General features: G+C 33.6%; 17 protein-coding genes. 12 read left to right on the forward strand and 5 right to left on the reverse strand.

The window, feature by feature from the left end; translation table 11 throughout:
* Positions 1-117: 117 nt before the first annotated feature.
* The 5 genes from E9099_RS12495 to E9099_RS12515 all read right to left on the reverse strand — a co-directional run bounded on the left by E9099_RS12495 (position 118) and on the right by E9099_RS12515 (position 9,965).
* A complete protein-coding gene (locus tag E9099_RS12495) occupies positions 118-1,887 on the reverse strand; it encodes an AMP-dependent synthetase/ligase (protein ID WP_136583898.1) in 1,770 nt (589 codons plus the stop codon).
* Between the two features lie 263 nt (positions 1,888-2,150).
* Positions 2,151-2,957 carry a DUF6597 domain-containing transcriptional factor gene (locus E9099_RS12500; RefSeq protein ID WP_136583899.1) on the reverse strand — a complete coding sequence of 269 codons (807 nt, stop codon included), beginning with the start codon at positions 2,955-2,957 and terminating at the stop codon, positions 2,151-2,153.
* Positions 2,958-3,027: 70 nt separating this feature from the next.
* Complete coding sequence (purL, locus tag E9099_RS12505) at positions 3,028-6,726, reverse strand: phosphoribosylformylglycinamidine synthase (protein ID WP_136583900.1); 3,699 nt, start codon at positions 6,724-6,726, stop codon at positions 3,028-3,030.
* Between the two features lie 164 nt (positions 6,727-6,890).
* The gene (locus E9099_RS12510; protein WP_136583901.1) at positions 6,891-8,729 is read right to left on the reverse strand and encodes an endonuclease; all 1,839 of its coding nucleotides are present in this window, start codon (positions 8,727-8,729) and stop codon (positions 6,891-6,893) included.
* A 24-nt stretch (positions 8,730-8,753) separates the two neighbouring features.
* Entirely contained in the window at positions 8,754-9,965 is a 1,212-nt protein-coding gene (locus E9099_RS12515; protein ID WP_136583902.1) for an RsmB/NOP family class I SAM-dependent RNA methyltransferase, read from the reverse strand.
* Positions 9,966-10,130: 165 nt separating this feature from the next.
* Between E9099_RS12515 and E9099_RS12520 the strand changes: the two genes are divergently transcribed.
* From E9099_RS12520 to E9099_RS12575, 12 genes are all read left to right on the forward strand, one after another.
* Positions 10,131-10,709: an RNA polymerase sigma factor gene (locus E9099_RS12520; RefSeq protein WP_136583903.1), complete on the forward strand. Its 579-nt coding sequence runs from the start codon at positions 10,131-10,133 to the stop codon at positions 10,707-10,709.
* 41 nt (positions 10,710-10,750) lie between these two features.
* The gene (locus E9099_RS12525) at positions 10,751-11,065 is read left to right on the forward strand and encodes a hypothetical protein (RefSeq protein ID WP_136583904.1); all 315 of its coding nucleotides are present in this window, start codon (positions 10,751-10,753) and stop codon (positions 11,063-11,065) included.
* Positions 11,066-11,067: 2 nt separating this feature from the next.
* Positions 11,068-11,529, forward strand: coding sequence for a Spy/CpxP family protein refolding chaperone (locus E9099_RS12530; RefSeq protein ID WP_136583905.1), 462 nt, complete (start codon positions 11,068-11,070; stop codon positions 11,527-11,529).
* Between the two features lie 136 nt (positions 11,530-11,665).
* Positions 11,666-11,950 carry an EF-hand domain-containing protein gene (locus E9099_RS12535; RefSeq protein WP_136583906.1) on the forward strand — a complete coding sequence of 95 codons (285 nt, stop codon included), beginning with the start codon at positions 11,666-11,668 and terminating at the stop codon, positions 11,948-11,950.
* Between the two features lie 32 nt (positions 11,951-11,982).
* Positions 11,983-13,413, forward strand: a complete 1,431-nt coding sequence (locus E9099_RS12540) for a CotH kinase family protein (protein WP_136583907.1) — start codon at positions 11,983-11,985, stop codon at positions 13,411-13,413.
* Positions 13,414-13,527: 114 nt separating this feature from the next.
* Positions 13,528-14,277 carry a hypothetical protein gene (locus E9099_RS12545; protein ID WP_136583908.1) on the forward strand — a complete coding sequence of 250 codons (750 nt, stop codon included), beginning with the start codon at positions 13,528-13,530 and terminating at the stop codon, positions 14,275-14,277.
* A gap of 93 nt (positions 14,278-14,370) precedes the next feature.
* The gene (locus E9099_RS12550) at positions 14,371-15,414 is read left to right on the forward strand and encodes a YHYH protein (RefSeq protein WP_136583909.1); all 1,044 of its coding nucleotides are present in this window, start codon (positions 14,371-14,373) and stop codon (positions 15,412-15,414) included.
* Positions 15,415-15,444: 30 nt separating this feature from the next.
* A complete protein-coding gene (locus E9099_RS12555) occupies positions 15,445-16,062 on the forward strand; it encodes a hypothetical protein (RefSeq protein WP_136583910.1) in 618 nt (205 codons plus the stop codon).
* A complete protein-coding gene (locus E9099_RS12560) occupies positions 16,052-17,032 on the forward strand; it encodes a YHYH protein (protein WP_136583911.1) in 981 nt (326 codons plus the stop codon). Before E9099_RS12555 ends, E9099_RS12560 begins: the two co-directional genes overlap by 11 nt.
* Before the next feature lie 3 nt (positions 17,033-17,035).
* Complete coding sequence (locus E9099_RS12565) at positions 17,036-17,653, forward strand: hypothetical protein (RefSeq protein WP_136583912.1); 618 nt, start codon at positions 17,036-17,038, stop codon at positions 17,651-17,653.
* Complete coding sequence (locus E9099_RS12570) at positions 17,637-18,167, forward strand: EF-hand domain-containing protein (protein ID WP_136583913.1); 531 nt, start codon at positions 17,637-17,639, stop codon at positions 18,165-18,167. Before E9099_RS12565 ends, E9099_RS12570 begins: the two co-directional genes overlap by 17 nt.
* A 24-nt stretch (positions 18,168-18,191) precedes the next feature.
* Positions 18,192-19,322 (forward strand): YHYH protein, encoded by a 1,131-nt coding sequence (locus tag E9099_RS12575; protein ID WP_136583914.1) that lies wholly within the window; start codon positions 18,192-18,194, stop codon positions 19,320-19,322.
* Positions 19,323-19,338 lie beyond the last annotated feature (16 nt).

A 19,338-nucleotide genomic window follows, 5' to 3' on the forward strand; every position in this document is an offset into this window, starting at 1 on the left:
GCATAGTAAATTTGAAATTTGTGCATAAAAAAAAGCTACCTAATTTTAGATAGCTTTTTTTGAAATAGAAAATATTTTCAGTTAATATGTAACCACTATTTTAGTGGTATTGAATTACTAATAACCATAAATGTTATTATATAATGCTTTATATTTTTCTTTTATTATTTTACGCTTAAGTTTTAAAGTGGGTGTTAAGTGACCTCCTTCAACTGTCCAAGCATCGGCCGTAAGTCTAAACTGTTTTATTTTTTCCCATTTTGCAAAGTTTTCGTTTGCAGCATCGATTTCTTCTTGAAAACGAGCGATCACCTCAGGGCTAGTGACTAACTCTTCATTAGTACCTAAAGACTTGTTATGGATTTTTGCCCATTCTCTAAGAAAATCGAAATCAGGTTGTACTAGGGCAGCAGGCATTTTTTCACCTTCACCGACGACCATTATTTGATCAATAAATCTAGATTGTTTACATCTGTTTTCTAATAATTGAGGAGCAACATATTTACCACCAGAGGTTTTGAACATTTCTTTCTTACGATCTGTGATTTTTAAAAACCCTTCGTTATCAATAACGCCAATGTCACCCGTATGAAAATAGCCATCTTTGATAACTTCGGCAGTCTTAGCGTCATCTTTGTAATAGCCCATCATAACTTGTGGCCCTTTGACACAGATTTCTCCATCTTCAGCAATTTTAACTTCTGTACGATCTAATAGTTTTCCTACAGTACCGATTTTAAAACCACCATTACGCATATCGTTTACGGACACAACTGGAGAGGTTTCTGTCAAGCCATAGCCTTCCATAACACCAAAACCGGCAGCATTAAAAACACGCGCTAATCTAGGTTGTAACGCTGCGCTACCTGAAGCCATTACAGCGACTTCTCCACCAAGGGCAGCTTTCCATTTGCTGAAAATTAATTTGTTAGCAAGATTTAATTTTTGAGTATACCACCATCCATTTTCTCCGTAAGGTTTATATTGCAACCCTACGTCGACAGCCCAAAAGAATAATCTTTTCTTTATTCCAGTTAAGGCAGCACCTTTTGCGATAATCTTGTCGTACACTTTTTCTAAAAGTCTTGGTACAGCAGTCATCACTTGAGGTTTAATCTCTTGTGCGTATTCGCTTATTTGATCAATAGGGGCGTAATGTATTGTTGCTCCACAATATTGGTATAAATAAATTAACATACGCTCATACACGTGGCATAACGGTAAGAAACTTAGTGCTCTAGAACTTCCTAACTCAATTGGTATTCTTTTAGAACTTTCTAGCGCATTACTGACAAGGTTATCGTGTGATAACATTACTCCTTTTGGCCTTCCGGTGGTTCCTGATGTATATATTAAGGTCGCTAAATCGCTTGCTTTAACGTTGTTTTTTAGAGTGTCAACTTCGTTTTGATTGGATTCGTCTTTACCTAGCGCTAATACTTCATTCCAATTTTTACAACCTTCTACTTGGTCAAAACAGTAAACTTCTTGTAAAGAAGGCACTTGATCTTTAATCTTTTTTACTTTTTCATACACTTCTTGGCATGAAATAAAACAATATTTTGCGCCAGCGTGATTAAGTACGTAGGCATAGTCTTCTTGCGATATGGTAGGATATACTGGTACATTTTGAGCACCTAATTGTAATATACCAATATCCATTATGTTCCATTCTGTACGGTTAGTGGATGATATTACTGCTATTTTATCGTCTTTAGCAACACCTAGTTTTAGTAGGCCTCTACTAATGGTGTTGGCCTTTTCTAGGTATTCTTTTGTAGAGATAGATACCCATTTACCATCATATTTTGTTGATAAAGAATTTTGAAGATTGTATTTCTCAAGTTGATAGTACGGGAAGTCGAAGAGTCTAGTTATTTCTATCATGTGTTAGTTTGCGAAGTTAATAAGTATTGCAAAGTATGAAATTTTGGGGCCATTTCAAACAGAAGTAAAAAAAAGGAGCTGTAATTAAACAGCTCCTAAGCTAACTGATTGATAGCGTGAATAAATGCTTTGTTGATTTTTATTTAATAACTAACTATTATTTAAATGAATCCCTTAACTTTCACTTAAATTAAATAAAATACATAAATCCTTAGCTAAATTATGTAAAATCTGTTAAAATGAATTGTAAATAATCGTAAATATTAAACTTTTAAGTAATTATTTAACAATTCGTTATCAGATTTAAAGTAATCCGATGGTTTTTGATTCATAAATAGCTTGAAGTCTTTAGTGAAATGAGACAAGTCATAATATTCATAATAGTCTACTAGCTTTGTTATAGATGATTTTTTGGATTCATATTGTTTCATTAAACTTAAAAATTTATATAGTTTAATAAATTTTATAGGGGTAAGTCCTACGATTTTTTTAAATTGAATTTCTAAGTTCTTTTGAGATATTGGAAAACGTTTAAGTAGCTCTTCAACATTAATTTTACCTTCCTTATTGTAGATTACTTTTATAACGTCATCCACGAGTATTGTATTTTTACACTCGTAAAGATCTAATTTAGAAAGTTGAGTTTCTAACCTTTTTGCTAAGGTTTCTCCTTTTATATTTTCCTTAAAAATAGGTTCTAAAAGTTCAAATAATATATTGTCAATCTTTGAAAGATTGATGTGTTTATCTGTTAATTTAGAAATATCTGTTTTTAAAATTTTATATAGTGCGGTAGGATGGAAGTTAATACCAAAGATAAAAAGGGGGGTGTTAGCTTTTATAGCATACGATTTATAGGATTGACCTATAATTACAAGGCCTTTATTATTAAAAGTTGCGTTTTTAAAATTAGTTTCTAAATTAGAATCTGAGTCTATAAATATAATATGCGATTGCGCGGTTGGCAATATCTTTGAACTCAGTGGAATACTTTCATCTCCAACATTAAATTCATAAAAATTTTGTACTAACTGGTTAGTGCTAGTACATTCAATATATCTAAAATTCATTAATAGCTTTAAGTTCTGAATTATTACACCATAAACGTAATAAAAATATAGACATCTATGGTGTAAAATCTTACTTTTTATTATCTATCCATTGTCTAGCATTTACAAAAGCTTCTATCCAAGGCGATACATCATCTGTTCTGTTTTCTGGATAATTAGCCCAGTTCCATTGGAATGTCGAACGCTCAATGTGCGGCATCATTACAAGGTGACGCCCCGTTTTATCACACAACATGGCAGTGTTAAAGTCTGATCCATTAGGATTTGACGGGTAACTGTCATAACCATATTTGGCAACGATGTTATAGTCTTGTTCTGATTTTGGTAAGTTAAACTTACCTTCTCCGTGACTTATCCACACTCCTAAAGTGGTGTCTTTTAAGGTAGAAAGCATTACAGAATTGTTGTCTTGAACGGTTACCGATGTAAAGGCACTTTCGTGTTTTTTAGAGTCGTTATGTAGCATCTTTCCGTGAACATCGTGTTCTGGGTTAATTAACTCTAATTCCATAAATAGTTGACAACCATTGCAAATACCAACAGACAAAGTATCTTCTCTTTTAAAGAAGTTATTAATGACTTTATTGGCGTTGTCGTTGTACTTTATTGCGCCAGCCCAACCTTTTGCAGATCCTAAAACATCACTATTAGAAAATCCTCCAACAGCACCTAAAAACTGAATGTCTTCCAATGTTTCGCGACCAGAAATTAAATCTGTCATGTGTACATCTTTGACATCAAATCCGGCTAAATACATAGCGTTTGCCATTTCGCGTTCAGAATTACTTCCTTTTTCACGTAAAATTGCAGCTTTAGGTCTTGATTTTGTAGCGTCTATATTTGGTAGTTTTCCTGTAAAATGTTCCGGAAATTTGTAATGTAAAGGTTGATTTTTAAAATTATCAAAACGTGTTTTTGCTAAGCCATTTGCTGTTTGCTTTTGGTCTAGTAAAAAAGAAGTTTTATACCAAGTATCTCTTAATTTAGAGATAGTTAGAGCTAGCTTTTCTGTTCCGTTTGTAATATTTAAAGTATCACCAGTGGTTACTTTTCCAATGTTATAAAATGTGATATTAGCATCAGAAAGTACTTTTTCTATTGTTGCATCTTTAGATTGAAAAACAATACCAGAATTTTCAGCAAATAGTACTTTACAAGAATCTGTCTCGTTTAAAGCTGTAATGTCTAACGTAGCACCTAGATTGTTGTCAGCAAAACATAATTCTAATAAAGTGGTGATTAAACCACCCGAAGCGACATCATGCCCAGCAATAATGTGATTGTCTTTAATTAACCGTTGTATTGTATTAAATACTGTTTTTACATATTTAGCATCCTTAGTATTAGGAGCGCTATTACCTATTTTATTAAGTGTTTGTGCAAAACTACTACCACCTAATTTAAAATCGTCTTGAGATACATTTATGTAATAAATGTCTCCACCGTTATTTTTAAGAACAGGTTCGATTACATTTTTGATGTTGTTACAGTTTGCTGCTGCAGAAATAATTACCGTTCCTGGAGAAATTACGTCTTCATTAGGGTATTTCTGTTTCATTGATAACGAATCTTTTCCTGTAGGAACATTGATTCCTAAATCAATAGCATATTCCGAAATAGCTTTAACAGCTTCATATAAACGCGCATCTTCACCTTCATTTTTACAAGGCCACATCCAGTTAGCTGATAACGAAACAGAGTCCAATCCATCTTTTAATGGTGCCCAAATAATATTGGTTAAGGCTTCAGTAATACTGTTTCTACTTCCAGCAATAGGATTAATCAAACCAGAAATAGGAGAGTGTCCAATTGAGGTTGCAATACCTTCTTTACCATTATAATCTAAAGCCATTACACCTAGATTATTTAATGGGATTTGTAATGGTCCGACACATTGTTGTTTGGCAACTTTACCACCAACACAACGGTCTACTTTGTTGGTTAACCAATCTTTACAAGCAACAGCTTCTAATTGTAATACTTGATCTAAGTAGTTGTGAAATTGGTCAGAGTTGTAGTCTAAATTACCATAATCTCTAGTAACCGTAGTATCTGTCATTATAGTTTTTGGAGAACTTCCAAACATATCTTCTAAAGCTAAATCCATTGGTTTGTCACCTTTGGTTTTAGATTGGAATGTAAATCTATTGTTTTCAGTAACTTCACCAACGGTATACATTGGAGAGCGCTCTCTGTCTGCAATTCTGTTTAAATGGTCTAAATGCTTTTCTGCAATAACTAGTCCCATACGTTCTTGAGACTCATTACCAATAATTTCTTTTGCAGAAAGGGTTGGATCACCAACTGGTAAGGCATCTAAATCAATAGTTCCTCCGGTATCTTCCACTAATTCTGATAAACAGTTTAGGTGTCCACCTGCACCGTGATCGTGTATAGAAACAATAAAGTTTTCTTCACTTTCTACCATACCACGTACAGCATTGGCAGCACGTTTTTGCATTTCTGGGTTCGAACGTTGTACGGCGTTAAGTTCAATCCCTGATGCAAGTTCTCCTGTATCTGCAGAAGATACTGCTGCACCACCCATACCAATGCGGTAGTTTTCTCCTCCTAAGATTACTATTTTATCCCCTTTTTTAGGTGTATCTTTTAATGCTTGATCTGCTTTACCATATCCAATACCACCAGCTTGCATGATAACTTTGTCATAACCTAATTTGCGTTGAGATCCTTCAGTTGCATTTAGGCTACCATCTTTGTTTTCGTCGTGTTCAAACGTTAATACAGAACCACAGATTAATGGTTGTCCAAATTTATTTCCAAAATCAGAAGCACCATTACTAGCTTTGATTAAGATATCCATTGGTGTTTGGTATAACCAAGGACGAGCATTCATACCTTGTTCCCAAGGTCTGTTATCTTCTAATCTAGAGTATGAGGTCATGTAAACCGCTGTTCCGGCTAAAGGTAAAGAGCCTTTCCCTCCAGCAAGTCTGTCTCTGATTTCTCCTCCAGAACCTGTTGCAGCACCGTTAAAAGGTTCTACAGTGGTTGGGAAGTTATGTGTTTCCGCTTTAAGCGAAATAACAGAATCATAATCTGTTTTTGTATAATAATCAGGAACATCAGCACGTTTAGGTGCAAATTGCTCCACTTGTGGTCCTTTTATAAAAGCGACATTATCTTTATAAGCAGAAACAATAGTGTTTGGATGTTGCTTTGCTGTTTCTTTAATTAATTTAAAAAGCGATGTTGGTTTTTCTTCACCATCAATTATAAATGTACCGTTAAAGATTTTATGGCGACAATGTTCTGAGTTGACCTGAGAGAATCCAAATACTTCAGAGTCTGTTAATGGTCGGCCTATTTTTTTAGAAACACCATCTAAATATGCAATTTCTTCATCGTTTAGTGCTAAACCTTCTTGTTGGTTGTAAGCTGAGATATCATCGATATTTAAAATAGGCTCTGGCTGAATATTAATAGTAAATGACTCTTGAGTTAAGTTACTATATTTTTCAGAAATCATAGGGTCAAAATCCGTAAAATTTTTGCTTGAAGCTTCAAATTCTTCAATTCTGATGATGTCTTCAATACCCATATTTTGGGTGATTTCTACAGCATTAGTACTCCAAGGTGTAATCATTGCAGCTCTTGGTCCAACAAAAAAAGCATCTAACGATGCTTGTTCTATTTTTGGTTGGTCGCCAAATAACCATGTCAACTTTGAGATGGTTTGAGTTGATAATTCTTTTGTTGCTTGAACAGCAAATACTTTACTGTTTTGGTTTCCGAAGAAATGAATCATTATGTTTTTAGTTTGAGTGTTGTTTTTTATAAAGGAACAAATTTAGTTTTTTTAGTGGTAATTGTAGCTAATAATTGTGGCTTAATTTAAGAGTTATTCACTAGGTTTTTAACAAAAAAAAAGCGACTCATTTCTGAGTCGCTTTTTTTTAGAAATTAAAAAAATTAATTTTTAATTATTTTTTTTGTGATCGTTCCATTATCAGATTCTAATTTCATGATGTAAACCCCTTTACTAAGACGCGATACATTTGCTTCTTTGTTAGTTGGTGTAACGTTACCTGTTAGTATCTTTTTACCTAAAAGGTCAAAGATCTTATAAGCAGTAGCTTCTTTTACTTCAATGTTTAAAAGTGTTCCGTTTAATGGATTTGGATATACTTTTACTTGTTTTAAATCAAATTCTGATGTACTTAAAGTTTCATAACATGTCCAAAATAAATTGTCAATTGCAACTCTTGCTCCGCTAGAGTCACTATCATCTTGAATTACTACTGTAATGTTTCCTTCAGTATTAATACCAGAAACGGTAGCTGTTTGTACAGTCGCGTCATAAGTTACGTCTCCTTTTAAAACACCATTTACATAAATGTTAAGCGTACCTCCCGAACCAGAATATACTTGTTGCATTGTTAATGTAAGATCTGCAATACCTCCTCCAATTAATGGAGATGTTAAGCGACCTTCTGTGTTTGTTCTTGTATCAATTACTATGGCTCTAGAACCGTTTATATTTTGGTCTGTTCTAGCTTTAAGAGCATTCCATTCTCCGTAGCTATCTGTCCAAGCTCTTGAAGAATATGAGCTGCTATTTGCTGGCATTAATTCAAAATCTTGTTCTACAGGGTTAATACAACTTGTTCCTGCAGGTGTACCTGCTAATGTTGTTGCAGTATCTGATGTACTTTGTGCAGATGAGTTGTTTGCTGCATCCTTAGCTAAAACTGTAAATACATATGTAGTTTCCGGGTCTAAACCTGTAACTGTAAATGTAGTTGCTGTTCCACTTGTAGAAGTATATAAAACACCATCTACGTATATAATATAAGTTACAACCGCAGTGTCATCTGTAGAAGCCGTCCATGTTAAATCAACAGTGTCTTCTGTTGGATTACTTGCAACTAATCCTGTTGGAACTGTTGGTGCTACTGTATCTGCTTCAGGTTGTTCTCCCCATCTGTTTTCTGCAGGAGTACCTCCCCAAATAACAGTTGCTAAATATGGATTATCAATAAAAGGGTTACGGTTACCTTGTGCATAGGTATTAGATAAATCACCATGAAAAGTGTTTCTGTTATCTTCAATTAAAGATACAGGATCTTCTGCATTCCACTCTAACAATAAATCAATCATGTTAGGGTCAATACTATTAGTTGTTCCTGAAACAGCAAAATAAGGTAGACATTGTGTACCATACCTAGTGTACATGTACATAATTATTCTTGCAGCATCACCTTTAAACTCATCTCCAGCATACCATAAGCTAGAGCTAGTACTTGTGTTTCCTGCATTTCCAGATCCCGCAGCAAACTTTTTGTTTCCACGATTAGAGTTCATTTGTACGTCAGACGGTCTTAAGTTGTGTCCGTCTGCATAAGGCGGTCCAGATGTACCAGAACTGTCTAAATCAGGGTTAGCTAAAGATTGTGGAAAAACGTGTTCTCTGTTCCAATCTCCAGTACCACCTCCGTTTAAATTTTTATTTCTAGATCTGTCAGTTACACCGTTTCCGTCTGTATCACTATATCCGTAAAATAATATAACATTGTTTGGATTGTCAATATCCTCATCAGTTACTTTACTAGCTTCCCAAATCCCAGGAGTGTAACTTAAACTATTAGTATGCTTTACAGCAGTAGTAACAGCTAAGTCTTCAAATAAATCAAGTTGTGTTTTAGTGAAATCAACATCACTATAGTAAGCTTGAAGCTCAGTCGGTGGTGTTAATTGCGCATAACTTAATGCAGAGATTAAAAGTGAAAAAAGTAAGTAAAAGTGTTTCATGGTAGTAGTTGTGTTTAATTGTTGTTATTTCCTTTCTAATAAAGCCATATAAAAGCCATCAAAGCCAGATTGATGTGATAAAATTTTCTTGTCTTTTACTAAAGAAAATTCTTTTCCGTTTTCAGAAGCTAAGAATTTAGCGACTTGTTCTTGATTTTCAGAAGGTAAGATAGAGCATGTCGCATACACTAATTTACCACCAGATTTAACCATTCTAGAGTAGCTATTTAAAATTTCGGCTTGTGTTTCCTTGATTTTTTCGATAAATTCAGGTTGCATTTTCCATTTCGCATCAGGGTTGCGTCTTAAAACACCTAATCCAGAACAGGGTGCATCAATTAATACACGATCCGCTTGATCGTATAATTTTTTAATCACCTTTGTAGAGTCAATATGTCTTGGCTCGATATTATGTGCGCCAGCTCTTTTTGCACGACGCTTTAGTTCTTTTAATTTATTAGCGTAGATATCTAAAGCTATAATTTGACCTTTATTTTCCATTATGGATGCAAGGTGTAGTGTTTTACCACCAGCACCAGCACAAGTATCAACCACACGCATACCAGGTTGTACATCTAAATATTCTGCAACTAACTGAGACGATCCATCTTGAACTTCAAAATGTCCTTTTTGGAACATGTCCGTTGTAAATACATTGGCACGCTCAACAAGTTTTAAAGCGTTAACATGCTTTGGTACTTCTTCAGTTTCAATATCTAAATCGAATAATTCTTCTTTTAATTTCTCTTTAGTCGTTTTAAGGGTATTAACTCTCAAAACAACATCAGCTTGTTGGTTTAAAGCAGTTGCTTCTTTAGACCAAACTTTATCACCTAATTCTTTTTCGGCTAACGCATCCATCCAATCTGGAAAAGATTCTTTAATCTTTCTAGTTTTAGATAACTCGTCAAAACGACCTTTAATTTTTCTTGTTGGTGTATTTTCAAAATACTTCCAGTCTGGAAGCGTAATTCCTTTTAAAGTAGCCCAAACCGCAAACATACGCCAGATTTCGTCTCTGTTAAATGGTTCTTTTACTTCAGCAATTTCTGCATAAAGACGTTTCCAACGTACTATATCGTAAGTAGTTTCTGCAACAAAACCTCTGTCACGACTTCCCCAACGTTTGTCACGTTTAAGTAATTGTTGTACAACTTTATCAGCATAATGACCTTCGTTAAAGATTAATAATAAACCATCAACTGTTGCAAAGCATAAATTTTTGTGTAAGCGCATTTTTTTGTATTTAATAACGTGCAAAGTTACTTAAATAACACTAATTTTTGATGCTTTTTTGTATTAAGATATATAGTTTTACCTTTTGAAAAAATATTTTAAAAATAAACGCAAGTTTTTTTTTACTAATGCATCTAAATATAGTTAACACAATAATTGCTTTTTTTGACCGAAACCGAATTTATAGAACAACTTAAAAACCAAACCAGTGCTGCCTATGGTAAGCTCTTGGACGATTTCCAGCAAAAGGTGTTTGGGACGTGCTTGTCGTTTGTGCCTAATAAACAGGATGCAGAGGATATTGCGCAGGAGGTGTTTGTAGAGGTTTTTAATTCTATAAATAAATTTAAAGGACAGTCTAAATTGTCTACTTGGATTTATAGAATAGCAACCAATAAATGTTTAGAGTTTATTAGGAAAGGAAAAGCTAAGAAGCGTTTTGCCTTTTTACAATCCCTATCAGGAAACGATTATAATTTAGATAAAGCCAGTTATTTTACTGAGATTAATCATCCGGGATTAGTCATGGAGCAAAAAGAAACTAGTGAAACCCTGTTTTTAGCCATTAATAAACTACCAAAAACACAGCGTATTGTTTTTACATTAAATAAAATTGATGATAAAAGCTATAAAGAAATAAGCGAAATAACACAAAAGAGTATCGGTTCTATTGAGTCTTTATTGTTTAGAGCTAAAAAGAATTTACAAATTATTTTAAAAGAATTTTATAAAAACCATAATTAGACGCAAGTTTTTTGGAAATAAAACATCTAAAACTAAGAATTATGAAAACAAATACAAACATACAAGATAAAATAGGCCAGACGGTTAAGGTCTCAGAAAATATAGCGCAGGTTAATGTGTCTCCGTTTTTTAAAGACAAGACAATGCAGCGTTTATTTTCTGAAAAAGAAGTAGTGCCAAAAACAAGGAATTGGTTTACACCACAGTTTCAATTGGCAACATTAGTGTGTGTTATAGCTATTAATATATATGCTGTAAAACAACTAAAAAACACAGAGTATAATCAATCTATTTCTAGTTTTGCTACGGACTACGGTTTAGATACAACATCAGAATCTTCATTATTTAATCTATAGTCATGAAAAAAAATACAGTTCTATATCTCTTATTAATTGTTTTAATTATAATGAATGTTTTTTTTCTATTCAATTATATTGGACGCCCTGGTCTTAATGGCCGAAAGGAGTCGGGTAATTTTATTGCTACAGAATTAAAGTTTAACGACAAGCAGTTAGAGCAGTTTAAGAGTTTAGAAACTAAACATTACGCGGTGATGCGTGCTGTAGGAGATGAAATAAGATCATTAAAAGATCAATTGTTTAATAATATTAGTGCTGCTTCTGTAAATCAACAGGACATAAATAATTTAACGACAGCGATAGCAGGTAAAGTTATTTTAAGGGAGAATGAGTTATTTAAAAGACTAAGAGATATTTATCAGTTGTGTGATGATAATCAAAAAGAGCAGTTTAAAAGTATTATAAAAAAATCACGACGGTTTGATATGCGTGGTCCAGAACATCCAGGAAGACCAGAATAAAGTAAAATATTAACTGTTTATTAAAAGACCTTCTGTAAAATGAAGGTCTTTTTTTTGTGTTTTGTTTAACATAACTCAGCACAAGTTATTTTGAAATCAGACATCTAAATAGACATAACAAATAAATTATTTAGATATGAAAAAGAACATATTAAGTACAGCAGTATTAGTTTTTGGATTAACAGTTTTAAGTGTAAATGGTGTTAACGCACAATCTAATGATAGGCAGAAAAAAGAACCACCAACATTTAGCCAGTTATTAGAAGAAATGGATAAGGACGAGGATGGTAAATTATCTAAATCAGAAATCAAAGGACCTTTAAAGAATGATTTTGATAAAATTGATACAGATGAGGATGGGTTTATTTCTGAAGCCGAATTTAAAAAAGCGCCTAAACCAGAAAGAAAATCACGTAACTAATTTTTTACTATAACCATTACACCAAAGACAATATGAAATACATAAAAAACAAATTAAATCTATTAGTAGTCGCAGTAGTATTTAGTATAACGTTAGTAACCTTTAGTTCTTGTAATAACGATGATGATGTCGTAACAACAACAGAAGAAGGTGAAGTGGTTGTAGATACTGACGATTCTGATTTTGAAACAACAGATTGGACAGCAGAAACGCATAGTAAAGATGCGGATCCCAATTTTGATGAAGTTTTTGAAGATAATGCAGTCAAGCGATTGGATATTGTTGTTACAGAAGCACGCTGGCAAAGTATGCTGGATGATATGACAAATCTTTACGGAGCATTTGGAGCTGGAGGTGGAGGTGGCGGCTTAACCGAAACTGATGAAGATCCAATTTTTGTACCTGCAGAAGTATTTTATAATGGTAAAGAATGGTATCGCGTAGGTGTTAGATTTAAAGGGAATTCTAGCTTGCAAACGAGTTGGCAAAATGGGATTTTGAAACTATCTCTTAAATTAGATTTTGACGAGTTTGAAGATGATTATCCACAAATAGATAACCAACGTTTTTATGGCTTTAAAAAATTAAGTCTTAAAAATAATTTTGATGACAAGTCTATGTTACGCGAAAAAGTAGCTACAGATGTTTTTAGAAATGCAGGGTTAGTAGCATCACATACCGCATTTTATACTGTGTATGTGGATCATGGAGATGGACCACAGTATTTTGGAGTGTACACTATGGTAGAAGAAGTGGATGATACGGTTTTAGATACACAGTTTTCTGATGACGATGGTAATTTATACAAGCCAGATGGTGATGCCGCTAGTTTTGCATTGGGATCTTATAATGAAAGTGAATACGTTAAAAAAACAAACGAAGATGAAGGTGATTTTAATGATGTGGCTAGTTTGTTAGCTATCGTAAATGATGGATCTAGAACATCGGATCCTGAGACTTGGAGAACAAACCTTGATGCTGTATTAGATACGGATGTGTTTTTAAAATACTTAGCAGTAAATACAGTGGTTCAAAATTGGGATACGTATGGTAGAATGACACATAATTATTTTTTATATAATAATCCTGATACGAGTAAATTAACATGGATTCCTTGGGATAATAATGAAGCCTTAGAGTTAGGAAAAATGGGAGGGTCGTTACCATTAGACTTTTCTGGATTAAATAGTTCAGAATGGCCATTAATTGGCTATTTATATCAAGATGTAGTATATAAAACGCAATATGATACATATGTACAAGAAGTGGTGGATGATGCTTTTAGTGTCAGTACAATGCAATCTCAATATGCAACTTATGCAGCTTTAATTGAGCCTTATGCAACATCGGAAGTTGCCGGATATAGCTTTTTAGAAAATAGTTCAGACTTTCAAAATGCCGTTAACGAGTTAAATACACACGTCACATCTCGAGCAGCAGCAGTAAGCGATTATTTAAATTAAATATAGAATGATAAGTTTTGGTTGATTGGTAGTTAAAGGCTTCATGAGGTAAAACTCATGAAGCTTTTTCTCTTTAAACAAAGACAGTTTATAACTTTTAAAACATAATTAATAATGAAAGTATTCAGGAAAATTAGACTTTCATTAGTCTTCTCAGGAAAAATAAAAAGCTATATGATTTATGCCTTTGGAGAGATACTATTAATTGTTATTGGGATATTAATAGCGTGGAAGATTAATAGTATGAATGAAATAAGAAAAAACAGGATTGTAGAACTAAAAATATACCAAACCTTAAATGAAGAATTAGATGCTAATCTGACACTTTTAGACTCGTCGATTGATAGATATACCTTAGATGTAAAAAATATTAATCAGACTATTAAAAGTATTGGTTTAGAGAAAGAACAATTAACGGATAAAATTAAAAAAGGTATTCTAGAAGTTAATTATAAACCAACTCAACTTCATAATGGGGCAGTAAACTCGATTAATAGTACTAATAAATTTGAGTTTATAGAAAGTGTTTTATTAAAAGATCTAATTGCTTCCTATCCAAATGAACTTGATAGTTTTGAAAGTCAAGAAAACAAAATCGAAAACATAATTATTAATCGCTTACAACCAGCTATCGAATCTCACATATCCTTAATAGATATTATATCGGAGCGAGGTTTAAGTTATAAAAAAACTAAAACGTTTACTAGAACCTCTAATTATATGAATCTTTTAAATAGTCGAGCCTATCAAAATGCCCTGGTAGATAGACTTTTGCAGACGGAAAATCAACTGCTTAATAGTAAGATTTTAAGAGTAAAAACGCAGACCATGTCTTATAAACTAAATAAGGAGATAGATAATTAAAGATAAAGTGCTTTACAAGCGCAAGTTTTGTTTAGATAAGTCATCTAAATAGTAATTCAATTTAATAAAAACAATTTAAAAGTAATAAATAGCATGAAAAACACATTAATTAAGGGGGCTTTAATCTCTGCTCTAATAGTAATTGGTATCAGTTTTATTTCTTGCAGTAGCGATGATAATACTAGTGCAACAGATACAGATACAGATACAGATACAGATACAGATTCTCAGGTGGTGACAGTGGATGCAACTTACTTTACTACAGATAGTGGTTCTGTTATTATTACTACAGTGCCTTGTACATTATCAGATGGTACAATAACAGATTGTTATCAAATTGTAACTAGTAGTGCGCCTTCAGATCATGCCATGGGGCCTTGGTGTCCGGATAATATAAGTGATACCGCAGACAATGGTGGGATTTGGTTAGAAGGTGGGACTGTTTACGATGTCGATGGTGCTTTTATAGAAAACCTTGCCACTTTTTATAATGACGATAATTGGATGATGTATGATGCCAATGGAGATGTTTATGTTACGGCAACAGAAGATGATTGTATTAATGCAGCAAATCCAAATGTAGGCGAGGAGTATGCGAATTTTTGTGTAGAGTGTCTTCCGTCTTACATCGCGGATTTAACACAAACATGGTTAATACCTATTACTCCAGTACTTCAGGATGAAGCGGTACTATTTGCTACAGCAGGCGGCGCAGGAGGACCTGGAGGACCTGGTGGAGAACCTGTAGACGAAGTGCCATCAACACGTGGGCTAGCATTAAATGGTATAGAGTTTTCTGCACCGGCACCTACAGATAATATTCTTGCAGCATATACATTAGCACCTTTTGATGATGCAGGTGGACATATTAACGTAAATCAAGGATATCACTATCATGCAGCTACAGGGTTTAGTACTAAAATAGTGCAAGACGATGGTCACTCTGCTTTAATAGGTTATGCTTTAGATGGTCATGGTATTTTTGAGTTAGAAGATGAAGCTGGTAACTTGCCTTCAGATTTAGACGAGTTAAGAGGTCATACAGATGACACCAGGGGATACCATTATCATGTAGATGAAGCTGGTAATAATAATTTTATCAATGGGTTAAAAGGAGCTTACGCCGTAAGCGAATAGTTTCAACGCTTTGAGTTAAAACATATAATTATGCTAAATAAATTTATATTAATTCTTTTTTTACTGATTGGTGTTTCAGCGAAAGCGCATCAGCCAGAAGTTTCTACGACTATGTTGGTTCAAAACGAAAATAACGTTTGGGTACTACAAATTAGTGCGTCTTTAACAGCATTTCAAAAAGAAGTCAGAACACATTTTTCTGAATATAAAACTCCAGTAGAATTTCAGGAAATGGTCTTAGAACACATTAAAAATAATTTGGTAATTACATTTAACGATAACCAAAACATTACACTTAGTAAGGGTATTGTCAAATTAGGGCATGAAACAAAAGTGGTTTATGAAATACTTGGAGTGCCTTCAGTTATAAAGACTGTTTCTGTTCAAAACACAGCATTTAAAGATATTTATAATAATAAAAGTGCTTTAGTCCTCTTAAAAGATGGCTTTAATAAAGAGCATTTTGTTTTAAATAAAAAAAATAATCATAGACTAAAGTTAGCGAGTAAGGATAATAAGTTTGTTGTCGTAACAGTAAATGAAGCTAGCTTCTTTTCTCCTTTAATACTTGCTGCTTTATTAATGGTTTTAGGTTTAGGGTTTTTATTAAAAGCAGTAATCTCAAAAAAAATACAATATGAAAAATAAAACTCTAATTTTTGGATTAATAGTATCGGTTGTATTTTCTTTTATTAGCTGTAGCAGTGATGATAGTGATAGTATAGGTGCAGAAGATCAAAGTGACGATATAATCCAAGAATCTTTTTTTAATGCGACATCACTGGTATCTTATGAGAAAGTCGATTGTACATTGGAAGATGGCTCGCAAGGAGACTGTTATCAATTAGTGTTTACCAGTAATCCGGTAGAAAATGGTCCATATTGCCCAACGACTATTGATAATGTTGGAGGATTAGGGATTTATGACGGCGCGACAAATGCGGGATTTCAAGTCATGAAAGCTAGTTTGTTTAATGCAATGGAAGCTGATGGCTATGATATTGTGGATGATAATGGCGATATACATATCGATGATTTCAATTCTGGAGCTACAAATCCAGATTTTGCGTATTGTTTAGAAGCTGCTCCTAATAATAATTTATTGCTAACTTTTTTAATTCCAGCGACGCCAGTTTTAGCATCAAGTAACAATGTGATTGATACGGTAGAATTGGTTGGTTTGTCTTTAGATGGCGTGCCAATTAATGGAGATCCACCATCTGTAGTTAATGGTCCCGGTGTTCCTGGGATCTCTGGTGGTAATATTCCTTCTTTAGATCCTTGTGGTGGTCATCATGATCCTGCAGGTTATTACCATTGGCATTTTGTGCCAGAAGTAATGAATCAAGTTTTAGAAGCTAACGGTATAGATGATGTTGCTTGTACATTAATTAACCAAGTGTCAGGAAGTCAGTTAATAGGTTTTGCTAAAGACGGATTTCCAATTTATGCTTATCAAGTAGAACCTTCTGATTTAGATGAGTGTGGCGGTATTACTGGAAGTACTACAGAATATCCTGATGGTGTTTATCATTATGTAGCAAGTACAACAGACGCGCCTAATGTACCAAAATGTTTAAAAGGTGTCGCCGCGATTAATAGTTTTTCATTCCAATAAATTATGAAAACAAAAATCATTATACTGCTAATGTTATTCACCGTGGTTACAGCGGTTAAGGCGCATAATCCATTGTCAGCAATGTATTATTTAGAGCTGAACCAAGATATTAATATATTAAATATCAGTTTAAGTCAAAACGGTTTAAATGAAGCTCTAAAAAAACATTTTAGTGATTTGAATCTGGAAACACTATCAGCAACGGATTATAAACAAAAAGCAATTGGGTATATAAAAGATAATTTTAATTTAATTGTAAATGGGGTTAAAATTAAGCTTTTAGAAGGCGGGATAAAATTAGGAAACCATGAAACTGATTTGAAATTTATTATAGATATTTTTCCTAAACACATCAATACTTTGGATGTGCAGATTGACGCTTTTAAAGAAAATAATCAGCATCAATCCGTGTTTTCAATTGTTATAGATAATAAAACAAGCAGAGTTATTTTAAATAAAGAAAATAACTATAAAGTCGCACTAGAATTTAGTGATAATAAAGCGGTATTAAAAAAGGAAAAAATTAATAAAAGTTATCTGTTTGTTCTTTTTCTGATTCCGGTAGTAATCGTTACAAATAATTATATAAAAAAATCAAACCAAAATGAAACAGAATCTTAAAACAACAGTAACTATTTTTTCAATGCTATTATGTTTTAGCGTATTTGCTCAAGGACATTCGGGCGGCGGTGGTCGAGGCGGAAGAGGTGGCGGAAAAGGCCAAGATCGAGGTGGTAAACCGGATGCATCGGAGATCCTTTCAAAATTAGACACAAATAAGGATGAGGTTTTAGACAAAGACGAAGCATCAAATGATAAAATGGGAAAAATAGCGGAGGATTTTGATGTTATTGATACTAATGAAGATGGCGTCATAGATTTAGATGAACTTAAAGCGTCATTGGACACTAGAAAACCTAAAAAGATTTCAGCTAAAAAAATACTTAAAGAAGTTGATGACAATGGAGATGGCACATTAAATGAATTAGAGATCGCTGCTAAAAGTGAACTTATATTAATGGAGCATTTTAGTGAAATTGATACTAATAATGATGGTGAGCTTGACATAGAAGAATTGAAATCTTTTTTTAATAAGGACGCTGGCGATAAGCCAGATCGTAAAAAAAGAGAATAATGTTTAACTATAGCGTAGTAAATTATGAAAAATCAATTTAAAATAATAAGTTTTGTTTTAGTAGGACTTTTGTTTGGTTGTAATAGTCAAAAAAAGACAACAACGCATAGTCATGATGGTTCAGAAAATCATTCGCATGATACAGATCACGTGGTTGCATCAACTAATAATTATTATGGGAACTATGATTTAGAAGATAGTGCCTTTGGGACTAAGACTAAAGTAACTATTGATGGAGATGTACGTATCATGGTGACTAATTCATTACCAAATCATAAAACAGGAACTTTTCCAAATCCAGGAAATCCTAACACTATAGCATCGCAAGACATCACTTATAAATTTCCGGTTACGCCAAAGTATACAGGAAAAGCACAATGGATGAGAGAACCAGGAGTTGCTTTAAACGGGATTAAATTTGAACCTCAAACTGCTGAGGTTGTTGTTTGTGACACAGGAGAAAATTATCGTGTCGAGGCTATTCAAGATGTTATAGATCTTGGTTTAGATTTTAACCATGCACACGTACAACCTACCGGAGCGTATCATTATCATGGAACACCAACATCAATGATTTCTAAATTTGATAGTGGGCAAGATTTAGTTCATATTGGATTTGCACATGATGGTTTTCCTATGTACTATTCTAAAAGTGGACAATACAAACCAAGTTTTAAATTATTAGATGGGACAAGAGCGGGAGAAGATTGTACTTATGACAATCCAAAACAACATATGAATATTTCTGTTGGTGGTCATCATGACGGGACATATGGCTCAGATTACGAGTATGTCGCTGGTTATGGAGATTTAGATGAGTGTAATGGTATTACTGTAGCTGGCAAGTATATGTATTTAGTGACTAGCCAGTTTCCTTATGTTGGGCGTTGCGTTATGGGGGAAGTTGAAGCAGAACAACAAGGGCCACCAAATGGACAAGGTGATCGTCCTGATTCAGCTCAAATAATAGAACAAATGGATGCTAATAAGGATGGTAAACTTTCATTAAAGGAAGTTAAAGGCGCTTTAAAAGAAGACTTCTCTAAAATAGACGCCAATTCAAATGGTTTTATTACTAAAGAAGAGTTGCAAAAATCGTCAAAAGGTGGAGATCAAGGACCGCGAAGAGGGCCTTCTCAAGGCGGAAGAAATTAATTTATAAAAAAAGCGC

The sequence above is a fragment of the Psychroserpens sp. NJDZ02 genome (assembly GCF_004843725.1).
Taxonomy (GTDB): domain Bacteria; phylum Bacteroidota; class Bacteroidia; order Flavobacteriales; family Flavobacteriaceae; genus Olleya.

Bases quoted from the DNA above. Each gene is read 5' to 3' on its own strand.
- E9099_RS12495 (WP_136583898.1), bottom strand. From the start codon at position 1,887: ATGATAGAAATAACTAGACTCTTCGACTTCCCGTACTATCAACTTGAG.
- E9099_RS12550 (WP_136583909.1), top strand. From the start codon at position 14,371: ATGAAAAACACATTAATTAAGGGGGCTTTAATCTCTGCTCTAATAGTA.
- E9099_RS12565 (WP_136583912.1), top strand. From the start codon at position 17,036: ATGAAAACAAAAATCATTATACTGCTAATGTTATTCACCGTGGTTACA.
- E9099_RS12560 (WP_136583911.1), top strand. From the start codon at position 16,052: ATGAAAAATAAAACTCTAATTTTTGGATTAATAGTATCGGTTGTATTT.
- E9099_RS12575 (WP_136583914.1), top strand. From the start codon at position 18,192: ATGAAAAATCAATTTAAAATAATAAGTTTTGTTTTAGTAGGACTTTTG.
- E9099_RS12540 (WP_136583907.1), top strand. From the start codon at position 11,983: ATGAAATACATAAAAAACAAATTAAATCTATTAGTAGTCGCAGTAGTA.
- E9099_RS12555 (WP_136583910.1), top strand. From the start codon at position 15,445: ATGCTAAATAAATTTATATTAATTCTTTTTTTACTGATTGGTGTTTCA.
- E9099_RS12545 (WP_136583908.1), top strand. From the start codon at position 13,528: ATGAAAGTATTCAGGAAAATTAGACTTTCATTAGTCTTCTCAGGAAAA.
- E9099_RS12570 (WP_136583913.1), top strand. From the start codon at position 17,637: ATGAAACAGAATCTTAAAACAACAGTAACTATTTTTTCAATGCTATTA.
- E9099_RS12525 (WP_136583904.1), top strand. From the start codon at position 10,751: ATGAAAACAAATACAAACATACAAGATAAAATAGGCCAGACGGTTAAG.
- purL (WP_136583900.1), bottom strand. From the start codon at position 6,726: ATGATTCATTTCTTCGGAAACCAAAACAGTAAAGTATTTGCTGTTCAA.
- E9099_RS12510 (WP_136583901.1), bottom strand. From the start codon at position 8,729: ATGAAACACTTTTACTTACTTTTTTCACTTTTAATCTCTGCATTAAGT.
- E9099_RS12535 (WP_136583906.1), top strand. From the start codon at position 11,666: ATGAAAAAGAACATATTAAGTACAGCAGTATTAGTTTTTGGATTAACA.
- E9099_RS12530 (WP_136583905.1), top strand. From the start codon at position 11,068: ATGAAAAAAAATACAGTTCTATATCTCTTATTAATTGTTTTAATTATA.
- E9099_RS12515 (WP_136583902.1), bottom strand. From the start codon at position 9,965: ATGCGCTTACACAAAAATTTATGCTTTGCAACAGTTGATGGTTTATTA.
- E9099_RS12500 (WP_136583899.1), bottom strand. From the start codon at position 2,957: ATGAATTTTAGATATATTGAATGTACTAGCACTAACCAGTTAGTACAA.